The sequence below is a fragment of the Heyndrickxia camelliae genome (genome assembly GCF_002844575.1).
GTDB lineage: Bacteria > Bacillota > Bacilli > Bacillales > Bacillaceae_C > Margalitia > Margalitia camelliae.
Genome location: NZ_PIQO01000022.1, coordinates 21,867 through 35,721 on the forward strand (window position 1 = coordinate 21,867; position 13,855 = coordinate 35,721).

Consider the following 13,855-nt stretch of genomic DNA (forward strand, 5'->3'; position numbering starts at 1 on the left):
CAATATCATATTTTTTATAAACCGCCCTAAATTCAAAATGTCAAGTATAATTTATGGCAGTTATGGAAAATACTTATAAAATAATAGTTCGTCATGTGAAAATTGCGGTTTTTAATGGAAAAACCCTTTTTCTTTTTGTCTTATGATGGGGTGGTTGACCTATGATAAGACTTTAATAGATGCCAACCAAAACGCATGATTTGAGGGGTGAATCAGTTGACAGGTCAACTAGTTCAGTATGGACGTCACCGGCAGCGTAGAAGTTACGCGCGTATTAGTGAAGTTCTAGAGTTACCAAATCTTATTGAAATTCAAACTGCATCTTATCAATGGTTCTTAGATGAAGGTTTGAGAGAAATGTTTCAAGATATTTCACCAATTGAGGATTTCGCCGGGAATCTATCTCTGGAATTTATCGATTATAGTCTCGGTGAGCCAAAGTACTCTGTCGATGAATCGAAAGAGCGTGATGTAACCTATTCAGCATCTCTTCGTGTAAAAGTACGCCTTGTAAATAAGGAAACTGGTGAAGTGAAAGATCAAGATGTGTTTATGGGTGATTTCCCACTAATGACAGAAACTGGGACATTCATTATTAATGGAGCAGAGCGCGTCATTGTATCACAATTGGTCCGTTCTCCAAGTGTATACTTCAGTGGGAAAATGGACAAAAACGGTAAACAAGGTTTTACTGCAACAGTAATTCCAAACCGTGGAGCTTGGCTTGAGTATGAAACAGATGCGAAGGATGTAGTATATGTTCGTATCGATCGTACAAGAAAATTGCCTGTTACTGTACTGTTACGTGCACTAGGTTTCGGCTCCGATCAAGAAATCATTGATTTATTAGGTGATAATGAGTACCTTCGCAATACATTGGAGAAAGACAATACCGAAAGTACGGAAAAAGCTTTACTTGAAATCTATGAGCGTCTCCGTCCGGGTGAACCGCCTACGGTAGAAAATGCAAAAAGTCTGCTAGTTTCCCGCTTTTTTGATCCTAAGCGTTATGATTTAGCTAATGTTGGTCGTTATAAGATTAACAAAAAGCTTCATTTGAAAAACCGTCTATTTGGTCAAAAATTAGCACAAACGTTAGCTGATCCTGAAACTGGGGAGGTTATCGCAGAAGAGGGAACAATTCTTGACCGCAGAACACTTGATAAGATTTTGCCTAATTTAGAAAATGGCACAGGATTTAAAGTGTATTCTCAAGTTGGCGGAGTAGTAGAAGAAGATGTTGTTCTTCAGTCTATTAAGATTTATGCGCCAATTGATGATGGAGAAAAAGTAATAAATGTTATAGGTAACGCTAATGTAGAAGAGGCAGTGAAGAATATTACTCCTGCAGATATTATTTCTTCTATTAGTTATTTCTTTAACCTTCTTCATGGGGTTGGAGATACAGATGACATTGATCATTTAGGTAATAGACGATTACGTTCGGTTGGGGAATTACTCCAAAACCAATTCCGTATTGGTTTATCGCGTATGGAACGTGTTGTTCGTGAAAGAATGTCCATTCAGGATATTAACACAATCACTCCTCAGCAACTAATTAATATTCGTCCGGTTATTGCGGCAATTAAAGAGTTTTTCGGAAGTTCACAGTTATCTCAATTCATGGATCAAACCAATCCTCTTGCAGAATTAACGCATAAACGAAGACTTTCTGCATTAGGACCAGGTGGTTTGACTCGTGAACGTGCTGGAATGGAAGTTCGTGATGTTCACTACTCCCATTACGGTCGTATGTGTCCGATTGAAACACCGGAAGGTCCGAACATTGGTCTGATTAACTCATTATCAACATATGCAAAGGTGAACCGCTTTGGTTTTATCGAAACACCTTATCGCCGTGTTGATCCTGAAACAGGTAAGTTAACCGACCATATTGATTATTTAACAGCTGATGAAGAAGATAACTATGTTGTTGCTCAAGCAAATGCGAGAATTGCTGAAGATGGATCATTTGCTGATGAAGAAGTTATCGCCCGTTTCAGAGGAGAAAACACTGCTGTTAAGCGTGATCGAATCGACTATATGGATGTTTCTCCAAAACAAGTAGTCTCTGCCGCGACAGCATGTATTCCGTTCTTGGAAAATGATGACTCTAACCGTGCTCTTATGGGAGCGAACATGCAACGTCAAGCTGTTCCTCTAATGCAACCGGAAGCGCCAATTGTTGGAACAGGTATGGAGTATGTATCAGCTAAAGACTCTGGTGCAGCTGTTATTTGTAAATATGATGGAATTGTGGAACATGTTGAAGCTCGATCTATTTGGGTACGACGTGTGAAAGATATTGATGGTCAAGAAGTAAAAGGTGACCTTGATAAATACAAGTTACAAAAGTTTATTCGTTCCAACCAAGGAACTTGCTATAATCAACGTCCAATTGTAAGTGTTGGTGATCGTGTAACAAAAGGTGAAGTGCTTGCTGATGGTCCTTCGATGGAAAAGGCAGAATTAGCGCTAGGCCGTAATGTTCTCGTTGCTTTCATGACTTGGGACGGTTATAACTACGAAGACGCGATTATCATGAGTGAAAGACTTGTGAAAGATGATGTATATACTTCCATTCATATTGAGGAGTATGAATCAGAGGCTCGTGATACGAAGCTTGGACCGGAAGAAATGACACGCGACATTCCGAATGTTGGGGAAGATGCTCTCCGTAATTTAGATGAGCGTGGAATTATTCGAGTTGGAGCTGAAGTAAAAGATGGTGACCTTCTTGTAGGTAAGGTAACTCCTAAAGGTGTAACAGAGTTAACTGCGGAGGAACGTCTATTACATGCAATCTTTGGTGAAAAAGCACGTGAAGTTAGAGATACTTCTCTGCGAGTACCACACGGCGGCGGCGGAATCGTCCTGGATGTTAAAGTATTTAATCGTGAAGATGGCGATGAATTACCACCAGGAGTAAACCAACTGGTTCGTGTGTATATTGTTCAAAAACGTAAGATCCACCAAGGAGATAAAATGGCGGGTCGCCACGGTAATAAAGGGGTTATTTCCAGGATTCTTCCTGAGGAAGATATGCCATTCTTACCTGATGGAACACCTGTTGATATCATGTTAAATCCACTTGGGGTACCTTCCCGTATGAATATCGGGCAAGTTCTCGAGTTGCACCTTGGTATGGCAGCGAGAAAATTAGGTATTCATGTAGCTACACCTGTATTCGATGGTGCTCGTGAGGAAGATGTATGGGCAACTATTGAAGAAGCAGGTATGGCAAGTGATGCGAAAACCATCCTTTATGATGGTCGTACTGGGGAACCGTTTGATAATCGCGTTTCTGTAGGAATCATGTATATGATTAAATTGGCCCATATGGTTGACGATAAGCTACATGCTCGTTCAACTGGACCATACTCATTAGTAACACAACAACCACTTGGTGGTAAAGCACAATTCGGTGGACAACGATTTGGTGAAATGGAGGTATGGGCACTTGAGGCATATGGTGCTGCATATACACTTCAAGAGATCCTAACTGTTAAATCGGATGATGTGGTGGGACGTGTTAAAACCTACGAAGCTATTGTGAAAGGTGAAAACGTACCAGAACCAGGTGTACCAGAATCATTTAAAGTACTCATTAAAGAACTACAAAGTTTAGGTTTAGATGTGAAAATTCTATCAAGTGATGATGAAGAAATTGAAATGCGTGATTTGGAAGATGAAGATGACAATAATCAAGCAGATACTCTAAACATCGCTCCAGAATCAAAAGATGAAGAAATTGAAATCGTCGCATCGAAAGAATAAATAAGAAAGATGAAAGTGCCATGCCCATCGGCGTATGGATGAGTAAAAATTGAAGTTTAATTTTATCTGATGTTGACCTTTCCGTAGGGCGGGGAGACAGAGGAATCCACAGCCGATTGGCACTGGAACTAGACATGGTCCATTAGCTGGAAACCAGAAATCGATATCTAACAGATGGCTGATTTCTGATTTCTGGCCTTTATTTAAGGGTAGAACCTATAGACTGAAAGGGAGGTAGACCCCTTGATAGATGTAAACAATTTTGAGTATATGAAAATTGGTCTTGCTTCACCAGACAAAATTCGTTCATGGTCTTATGGAGAAGTAAAAAAACCAGAAACTATTAATTACCGTACACTTAAACCAGAAAAAGATGGTTTATTTTGTGAACGGATTTTTGGCCCTCAAAAGGACTGGGAATGTCATTGCGGTAAATATAAGCGTGTAAGATACAAAGGTGTAGTATGTGATCGTTGTGGTGTTGAAGTAACAAGAGCGAAGGTTCGCCGTGAACGGATGGGCCATATTGAACTTGCTGCGCCTGTATCACATATTTGGTATTTTAAAGGTATCCCAAGCCGTATGGGACTTGTATTGGATATGTCCCCACGTGCATTAGAAGAAGTGATTTACTTTGCCTCCTATGTCGTAACGGAAACCGGAGATACTGCATTAGAAAAGAAACAACTTCTTTCTGAAAAAGAATACCGTGCATATCGTGAGAAATACGGCAATAAGTTCCAAGCAGCGATGGGTGCAGAGGCAATCAAAAAACTTCTTCAGGATATCGATGTGAATAAAGAAGTAGATATGCTTAAAGAGGAATTAAAGACTGCTCAAGGACAACGTCGTACTCGTGCAATTAAACGCTTGGAAGTACTAGAAGCATTCCGTCATTCCGGCAATTCACCTGATTGGATGATTTTAGATGTTCTTCCTGTAATACCACCAGAATTACGTCCGATGGTTCAATTAGAAGGTGGCCGTTTTGCTACATCTGATTTGAATGATTTATATCGTCGTGTAATTAACCGTAATAATCGTTTAAAACGTTTATTAGATCTTGGAGCTCCAAGCATCATTGTGCAAAATGAGAAACGTATGCTGCAAGAAGCGGTGGATGCACTTATTGATAACGGACGCCGTGGTCGTCCAGTAACAGGCCCTGGTAATCGTCCGTTGAAATCACTATCTCACATGTTGAAAGGTAAACAAGGGCGATTCCGTCAAAACTTACTAGGTAAACGTGTAGACTATTCAGGACGTTCCGTTATCGTTGTTGGTCCATATTTAAAAATGTATCAATGTGGTCTTCCTAAAGAAATGGCGATTGAGTTATTCAAGCCGTTTGTTATGAAAGAACTAGTTGAGAGAGGACTTGCACATAATATTAAGAGTGCAAAAAGAAAAATTGAACGTCTGTCACCTGAAGTTTGGGATGTATTAGAAGAAGTGATTAAGGAACACCCAGTTCTTCTAAACCGCGCCCCTACTTTGCATAGATTAGGAATTCAAGCGTTTGAACCGACTTTAGTTGAAGGTAGAGCTATTCGTCTTCATCCTCTAGTATGTACAGCGTATAACGCTGACTTTGACGGTGACCAAATGGCGGTTCACGTTCCGTTATCTGCAGAAGCACAAGCAGAAGCACGCTTGTTAATGCTTGCTGCTCAAAACATCCTAAATCCTAAGGATGGTAAACCAGTTGTTACTCCTTCTCAGGACATGGTATTAGGTAACTATTACTTAACTCTAGAGCGTGAAGGTGCAATTGGTGAAGGTACTGTATTTAATGATATTAACGAAGCGCTTCTTGCTTACCAAAACGGTTACGTTCATTTGCATACAAGAGTAGCTGTCCGTGCTGGTTCAATAAATAATGAAACATTTACGGATGAACAACGTAAAAAGTTACTTGTTACTACTGTTGGAAAAATGATTTTTAATGAGATTTTACCTGAATCATTCCCTTATATGAATGAGCCAACAAAAACAAATCTAGAGGAAAAAACTCCAGAGAAGTATTTTATTGATACGGATGTTGATGTAAAAGAATTCATTAAGAATCAACCGATTATTAAACCATTTATTAAGAAATTCTTAGGAAATATTATTGCTGAGGTCTTCAAGAAATTCCAAATTACGGAAACTTCTAAAATGCTTGATCGCATGAAAGACTTAGGATTTAAATTCTCCACAAAAGCAGGTATTACTGTTGGGGTTGCCGATATCGTAGTTTTACGAGAAAAGGAACAAATTCTTGCTGAGGCACAGACAAAAGTAGATAACGTTATGAAACAGTTCAGACGTGGTTTAATCACAGAGGACGAACGTTACGATCGTGTTATTTCTATATGGTCCAGTGCCAAAGATACTATTCAAGGAAAACTAATGGCATCATTAGATCCGCGAAACCCTATCTTCATGATGAGTGATTCCGGTGCCCGTGGTAACGCATCTAACTTTACTCAGCTTGCAGGTATGCGTGGATTGATGGCCAACCCGGCTGGACGTATCATTGAGTTGCCAATTAAATCAAGTTTCCGTGAAGGTTTAACTGTATTGGAATACTTTATTTCTACGCACGGTGCTCGTAAAGGTCTTGCTGATACTGCCTTGAAGACAGCGGACTCAGGTTACTTAACTCGTCGTCTTGTTGATGTTGCTCAAGATGTTATTGTTCGCGAAGATGATTGCGGTACTGATAGAGGATTACTTGTTGGAGCATTAAAAGAAGGCACAGAAGTAATAGAAAGTCTAGAAGAACGACTAATTGGTCGTTATGCTAGAAAGGCGATTAAGCATCCTGAAACTGGTGAAGTAATGGTTCCTGAAAATGGACTTATTACAGAAGACTTGGCGAAGGAAATTGCTAATACTGGTATCGAACAAGTATGGATTCGTTCTGCATTTACATGTAATACACGTCACGGTGTTTGTAAAAAATGTTATGGTCGAAATCTTGCTACTGGCCAAGAGGTTGAAGTTGGTGAGGCAGTTGGTATCATTGCTGCCCAATCTATCGGTGAACCAGGTACACAGTTAACAATGCGTACTTTCCATACCGGTGGAGTTGCGGGAGACGATATCACACAAGGTTTACCTCGTATCCAAGAGCTATTTGAAGCGCGTAATCCAAAAGGTCAATCTATTATTTCTGAAATTGACGGTGTAGTTGTTTCTATTAGCGAAGGAAGAGATCGTCAGCACGAAATTACCATTCAAGGTGAAGTAGAGACAAGAACATATAATGCTCCTTATACTTCACGATTAAAGGTTACTGTTAACTCAAGAGTGGAAAGAGGGCAAGAATTAACAGAGGGTTCTATCGATCCTAAAGAATTATTAAAAGTTCGTGATGTTAATTCTGTACAAGAATACCTACTTCGTGAAGTACAAAAGGTTTATCGTATGCAAGGTGTAGAAATTGGTGATAAGCATATCGAAGTTATGGTTAGACAAATGCTTCGTAAGATACGAGTAGTTGATGCAGGTGAGACAGATGTATTGCCAGGTTCACTACTTGACATTCACCAATTTACAGATGCTAACGAACAGGCATTGCTAGAAGGAAGAATGCCAGCAACCGGTAGACCTGTACTACTAGGTATTACGAAAGCATCGCTTGAAACGGATTCCTTCTTATCTGCAGCATCCTTCCAAGAGACAACACGTGTCTTAACGGATGCAGCCATTAAGGGTAAACGTGATGAGTTACTTGGCTTGAAGGAGAATGTTATTATCGGTAAACTAGTTCCAGCTGGAACTGGTATGCAACGCTACCGAAAAGCAAATGCAGAAATTGTAGAAGATGAAGAAAATGTATTAGTAGAGCAGTAATATCATTGCCGGCCAATTGGCCGGCAATAATCTGCTTAAGAAAGAATTATATTTTGTGTTGACATTAAAAAATGAAAATGGTACTATATTCAAGGTGCTCCTATCAAATACTACCTGATGCTTTGGAGGATATGAAGATGTCTTATGAAAAAGTATTACAGGCAAAGAGTGTCGTAATAGGAACAAAGCAAGCAGTAAAGGCGCTGAAATCCGGCAAGGTAGATGAACTGATTGTAGCAGAGGATGCTGATCCTTCTGTTATAAGAAAGGTCATTCAAGTTGCAGAGGACTGTAAAATACCCGTTACTCAAGTTGATTCTATGAAAAAGCTTGGTAAAAGATGTGGTATTGATGTCGGTGCTGCGGCTGTTGCCATTATCTATTAAAAACTGTTTTTGCAGATAGATGAAGCTGCAAAAACTTTGTTTTTGCTTTAAAATGAACCACCTGGATGTGTGGGCTTATAAAAATCGTGAAGGGAGGAAACATAAAATGCCTACTATTAATCAATTAGTGCGCAAACCTCGTAAGTCTAAAATTGAAAAGTCAAAATCACCAGCACTAAACAAAGGCTACAACAGCTTTAAGAAAGTAAACACAGATTTATCATCACCTCAAAAACGTGGGGTATGTACTCGTGTTGGTACAATGACACCAAAAAAACCGAACTCTGCATTGCGTAAATATGCTCGTGTTCGTTTGACAAACGGTATCGAGGTAACTGCATATATCCCAGGTATTGGTCATAACTTACAAGAACACAGCGTTGTTTTAATTCGCGGTGGACGTGTTAAGGACTTACCAGGGGTACGTTATCACATTGTTCGTGGTGCATTAGACACTGCAGGTGTTGATAAGCGTATGCAAGGCCGTTCAAAATACGGTACTAAGAAACCAAAAGAGAAAAAATAATAACACAAAACGATAAAACCCTTTTGAAAGGAGGAAAACATAATGCCACGTAAAGGTCCAGTAGCAAAGAGAGATGTTTTACCAGATCCTATTTATAATTCAAAACTAGTTACACGTTTAATCAACAAGATGATGGTAGATGGTAAGAGAGGTAAATCTCAAACTATCCTATATAATGCTTTTGATTTAATTCGTGAACGTACAGGTAAAGAGCCTATCGAAGTATTCGATCAAGCACTTAAGAACATTATGCCAGTACTTGAAGTGCGAGCTCGCCGTGTTGGTGGTGCTAACTACCAAGTACCAGTAGAGGTTAGACCTGAACGCCGTACAACATTAGGTCTTCGCTGGTTAGTAAACTACGCTCGTCTTCGCGGAGAAAAGACGATGGAAGAGCGTCTTGCTAACGAAATCTTAGATGCAGCTAATAATACTGGTGCATCTGTTAAGAAGCGTGAAGATACTCATAAGATGGCTGAAGCGAACAAAGCGTTTGCTCACTATCGTTGGTAATAAAACCTTCAGTTTAAAAAAAATATTCGTACAAAGGAAGGTGAAAACCACATGGCAAGAGAGTTCTCTCTAGAAAACACTCGTAATATCGGTATCATGGCACACATCGATGCTGGTAAAACAACAACAACTGAGCGTGTCCTTTATTACACTGGTAAGATTCATAAAATCGGTGAAACACATGAAGGTGCATCTCAAATGGACTGGATGGAGCAAGAACAAGAACGTGGTATCACGATCACTTCCGCTGCAACAACTGCACAATGGAAGGGTCACCGCGTTAATATCATCGATACTCCAGGACACGTGGATTTCACTGTTGAAGTTGAACGTTCTCTTCGTGTACTTGACGGTGCAGTAGCGGTTCTTGATGCGCAATCAGGCGTTGAGCCTCAAACTGAAACAGTTTGGCGTCAAGCTACAACATACGGAGTACCACGTGTAGTATTCGTAAACAAGATGGATAAAATCGGTGCTGACTTCTTATATTCAGTGAAAACATTACATGATCGTTTACAAGCAAATGCTCATGCAATTCAATTACCAATCGGTGCTGAAGATCAATTCGAAGGTATTATCGACCTTGTTGAAATGAAAGCAATTATGTATGGTAATGATTTAGGAACTGAAATCGAAGAGGTTGAAATTCCTGCTGAATATAAAGATCAGGCTGAAGAATATCATGAAAAATTAGTAGAAGCAGTAGCTGAGCTTGATGAAGAATTAATGGAAAAATACCTTGGCGGTGAAGAAATCACTGTTGATGAATTGAAAGCTGCTATTCGTAAAGGTACCGTTAATGTTGAATTCTATCCAGTTATCTGTGGATCTGCTTTTAAAAACAAAGGTGTTCAATTAATGCTTGATGCGGTTATCGATTACTTACCATCTCCATTAGATGTACCTGCAATTAAAGGTACTGCGCCTGATTCAGATGAAGTGATTGAAAAGCATTCAAGTGATGATGAACCATTTGCTGCACTAGCGTTTAAAGTTATGACCGACCCTTACGTTGGTAAGTTAACTTTCTTCCGCGTTTACTCAGGTACGTTACAATCAGGTTCATATGTAACAAACTCTACTAAGGGTAAACGTGAACGTGTAGGACGTATCCTACAAATGCATGCGAACCACCGTGCTGAAATTTCTGAAGTTTACGCAGGTGATATCGCAGCAGCAGTAGGTTTGAAAGATACAACAACTGGTGATACTCTATGTGATGAAAAGAACCTTGTAATCTTAGAATCAATGGAATTCCCAGAACCAGTTATTGAATTATCTGTAGAACCTAAATCTAAAGCTGATCAAGATAAAATGACAACAGCTTTACAAAAACTTCAAGAGGAAGATCCGACATTCCGCGCACATACTGACCAAGAAACTGGACAAACCATTATTGCAGGTATGGGTGAGCTTCACTTAGATATCATCGTTGACCGTATGAAGCGTGAATTCAAAGTAGAAGCAAATGTTGGTGCTCCGCAAGTTTCTTACCGTGAAACATTCCGTTCATCTGCACAGGTTGAAGGTAAATTTGCTCGTCAATCTGGTGGTCGTGGACAATACGGACACGTTTGGATTGAATTCTCACCAAACGAAGAAGGAAAAGGCTTTGAGTTCGAAAATGCTATCGTCGGTGGTGTGGTTCCGCGTGAATACATCCCAGCGGTTCAAGCAGGACTTGAAGATGCACTTGAACGAGGCGTTCTTGCTGGATATCCTTTAGTTGATATTAAAGCAAAACTATATGATGGTTCTTACCATGATGTCGATTCAAGTGAAATGGCGTTCAAAATTGCTGCATCACTTGCGCTTAAGAACGCTGCTTCTAAATGTAACCCAGTTATCCTTGAACCAGTGATGAAGGTTGAGGTTGTTATCCCTGAAGAGTATTTAGGTGATATCATGGGTCAAATTACAGCACGTCGTGGACGTGTTGAAGGTATGGAAGCTCGCGGAAATGCACAAGTAGTTCGTGCGATGGTTCCACTATCTGAAATGTTCGGTTATGCGACATCACTTCGTTCTAGTACACAAGGTCGTGGAGTATTCTCTATGCACTTTGATCATTATGAAGAAGTTCCTAAGTCCATTTCTGAAGAAATTATCAAAAAAAATAAAGGTGAATAATTGATTTATTACCTTTAATAAAGTATAAATACATTATATGCTATGACTGCTTAAAAGATGATGTACACATCTTTTAAGCACCATATATACTTATTAAAATTAAAATATCAAAATTGAGGAGGATTTTCTAATGGCTAAAGCTAAATTCGACCGTTCCAAAACTCATGCTAATATCGGTACAATTGGTCACGTTGACCATGGTAAAACTACATTAACTGCTGCAATCACAGCTGTTCTTGCAAAGCAAGGTAAAGCAGAAGCACGTGCTTATGATCAAATTGACGGTGCTCCTGAAGAGCGTGAGCGTGGTATCACAATCAATACTGCACACGTAGAATATGAAACTGATACTCGTCACTATGCACACGTTGACTGCCCAGGACATGCTGACTATGTTAAAAACATGATCACTGGTGCTGCTCAAATGGACGGTGGTATCCTAGTAGTATCTGCTGCTGATGGTCCAATGCCACAAACTCGTGAGCACATTCTATTATCTCGTAACGTAGGTGTACCTTACCTAGTAGTATTCTTAAACAAATGTGATATGGTAGATGACGAAGAACTTCTTGAACTAGTTGAAATGGAAGTTCGTGACCTTCTATCTGAATATGACTTCCCTGGTGATGATGTACCAGTTATCAAAGGTTCTGCTCTTAAAGCTCTTGAGGGAGATCCAGCTTGGGAAGAAAAAATCGTTGAATTAATGGCTGCAGTTGATGAATACATTCCAACTCCAGAACGTGACACTGACAAACCATTCATGATGCCAGTTGAAGATGTATTCTCTATCACTGGTCGTGGTACTGTTGCTACAGGCCGTGTTGAACGTGGTCAAGTTAAAGTTGGAGACGTTATTGAAATCATCGGTCTTTCTGAAGAACCAAAATCAACTACTGTAACAGGTGTTGAAATGTTCCGTAAGCTTCTTGATTATGCTGAAGCTGGAGATAACATTGGTGCACTTCTTCGTGGTATCGCTCGTGAAGAAGTACAACGTGGTCAAGTTCTTGCAAAACCAGGAACAATCACTCCACATACAGAATTCAAAGCAGAAGTTTACGTTTTGTCTAAAGAAGAAGGTGGACGTCATACTCCATTCTTCTCAAACTATCGTCCACAATTCTATTTCCGTACAACTGACGTAACTGGAATCGTTAACCTTCCAGAAGGTACTGAAATGGTAATGCCTGGCGATAACACTGAAATGAGTGTACAATTAATTTCTCCAATCGCGATCGAAGAAGGAACTCGTTTCTCAATTCGTGAAGGTGGACGTACTGTTGGTTCAGGTGTTGTAACATCTATCAGCAAGTAATGCTATGATAGAAAAAGCAGACGGTGACGATCGTCTGCTTTTTTTATTGTTCTTTAAACTTCTCCTACAATCCAACTATATTGATTCTTCAATATAGTAATCGATTATATTAAAAGTAATTTAATAAATTGAAAATTCTACGTTAGTCTAAAGACCTTGAACCTGCAATAGAAACTATGTATAATAAAAAAAGTGCAAAAGACCTAATAAATATCGCACTTAGTGTTGCATATTATATGTGTTTTATGTATAATAGACAATGTTGGTCTTTGACTGCGATGAAGTGGAAGGTTGCCGACACACCCGGCCGCTTTGCCATGGCGAGTGTGGGGGAAATTTCCATGGAGAATGTCTATTTAAAATAGGCGAAAAAGGAGGGAAAGTAATGGCAAAACAAAAAATTCGTATTCGTTTAAAAGCATATGATCACAGAATCCTTGATCAATCTGCAGAGAAAATTGTAGAAACGGCAAAAAGATCTGGTGCAGCTGTATCTGGTCCGATTCCGTTACCAACAGAAAAATCTGTATACACAATTCTTCGTGCGGTTCACAAGTATAAAGATTCTCGTGAACAATTTGAAATGCGTACGCATAAACGTCTAATCGATATTGTGAATCCAACTCCACAAACAGTAGATTCATTAATGCGTTTAGATTTACCGTCTGGTGTAGACATCGAAATCAAACTATAATAAATAGCTTATGAAAAACAGGAGGTGTGACTCATGACCAAAGGAATCTTAGGAAGAAAAATCGGTATGACGCAAGTATTTGCTGAGAACGGTGATCTTATTCCTGTAACAGTAATTCAGGCAACACCAAACGTTGTTCTTCAAAAGAAAACTGTTGATACAGATGGATACGGCGCTATTCAGCTTGGTTTTGAAGATAAACGTGAAAAGCTTGCTAACAAACCAGAAAAAGGTCATGTAACAAAGGCCAATACTGCTCCTAAGCGCTTCGTTCGTGAATTTGACGTTGTTAACTTAGAAGAGTATGAAATTGGCCAAGAAGTCAAAGTTGATATTTTTGCAGAAGGTGACATCGTAGATGTAACTGGAATCTCTAAAGGGAAAGGTTTCCAAGGTGTTATCAAGCGCCACGGACAATCTCGTGGACCAATGGCTCACGGTTCTCGTTACCATCGTCGCCCTGGATCTATGGGTCCTGTTGCTCCAAACCGTGTATTCAAACAAAAAGCATTGCCTGGACGCACTGGCGGAGAGCAAATCACCATTCAAAACTTACAAGTTGTTAAAGTTGATGTAGAACGTAATCTTATCCTAGTTAAGGGTAATGTTCCTGGTCCTAAAAAAGCATTGCTTAAAGTCAAAACAGCGATTAAAGCAAAATAATTTAACAC

9 protein-coding genes are annotated in these 13,855 nt (G+C 39.6%); all 9 read left to right on the forward strand.

Translation table 11 applies throughout. From position 1 onward, the window contains the following. Positions 1 to 216 precede the first annotated feature (216 nt). Positions 217 to 3,777, forward strand: coding sequence for a DNA-directed RNA polymerase subunit beta (gene rpoB / locus CWO92_RS20685; protein ID WP_101356110.1), 3,561 nt, complete (start codon positions 217 to 219; stop codon positions 3,775 to 3,777). 243 nt (positions 3,778 to 4,020) lie between these two features. After that, positions 4,021 to 7,617 carry a DNA-directed RNA polymerase subunit beta' gene (rpoC, locus tag CWO92_RS20690; protein ID WP_101356111.1) on the forward strand — a complete coding sequence of 1,199 codons (3,597 nt, stop codon included), beginning with the start codon at positions 4,021 to 4,023 and terminating at the stop codon, positions 7,615 to 7,617. A gap of 137 nt (positions 7,618 to 7,754) precedes the next feature. After that, positions 7,755 to 8,003 carry a 50S ribosomal protein L7ae-like protein gene (locus CWO92_RS20695; RefSeq protein ID WP_101356112.1) on the forward strand — a complete coding sequence of 83 codons (249 nt, stop codon included), beginning with the start codon at positions 7,755 to 7,757 and terminating at the stop codon, positions 8,001 to 8,003. Between the two features lie 106 nt (positions 8,004 to 8,109). Next, a complete protein-coding gene (gene rpsL, locus CWO92_RS20700; protein ID WP_055737797.1) occupies positions 8,110 to 8,529 on the forward strand; it encodes a 30S ribosomal protein S12 in 420 nt (139 codons plus the stop codon). Positions 8,530 to 8,571: 42 nt separating this feature from the next. Next, the gene (gene rpsG / locus CWO92_RS20705; protein ID WP_101356113.1) at positions 8,572 to 9,042 is read left to right on the forward strand and encodes a 30S ribosomal protein S7; all 471 of its coding nucleotides are present in this window, start codon (positions 8,572 to 8,574) and stop codon (positions 9,040 to 9,042) included. A 51-nt stretch (positions 9,043 to 9,093) separates the two neighbouring features. Continuing rightward, entirely contained in the window at positions 9,094 to 11,172 is a 2,079-nt protein-coding gene (fusA, locus tag CWO92_RS20710) for an elongation factor G (protein WP_101356114.1), read from the forward strand. A gap of 130 nt (positions 11,173 to 11,302) precedes the next feature. Beyond that, complete coding sequence (gene tuf / locus CWO92_RS20715; RefSeq protein ID WP_101356115.1) at positions 11,303 to 12,490, forward strand: elongation factor Tu; 1,188 nt, start codon at positions 11,303 to 11,305, stop codon at positions 12,488 to 12,490. Between the two features lie 385 nt (positions 12,491 to 12,875). After that, positions 12,876 to 13,184, forward strand: coding sequence for a 30S ribosomal protein S10 (rpsJ, locus tag CWO92_RS20725; protein WP_003354783.1), 309 nt, complete (start codon positions 12,876 to 12,878; stop codon positions 13,182 to 13,184). A 33-nt stretch (positions 13,185 to 13,217) separates the two neighbouring features. After that, positions 13,218 to 13,847: a 50S ribosomal protein L3 gene (gene rplC, locus CWO92_RS20730; RefSeq protein WP_101356117.1), complete on the forward strand. Its 630-nt coding sequence runs from the start codon at positions 13,218 to 13,220 to the stop codon at positions 13,845 to 13,847. The last annotated feature ends 8 nt before the right edge of the window (positions 13,848 to 13,855 follow it).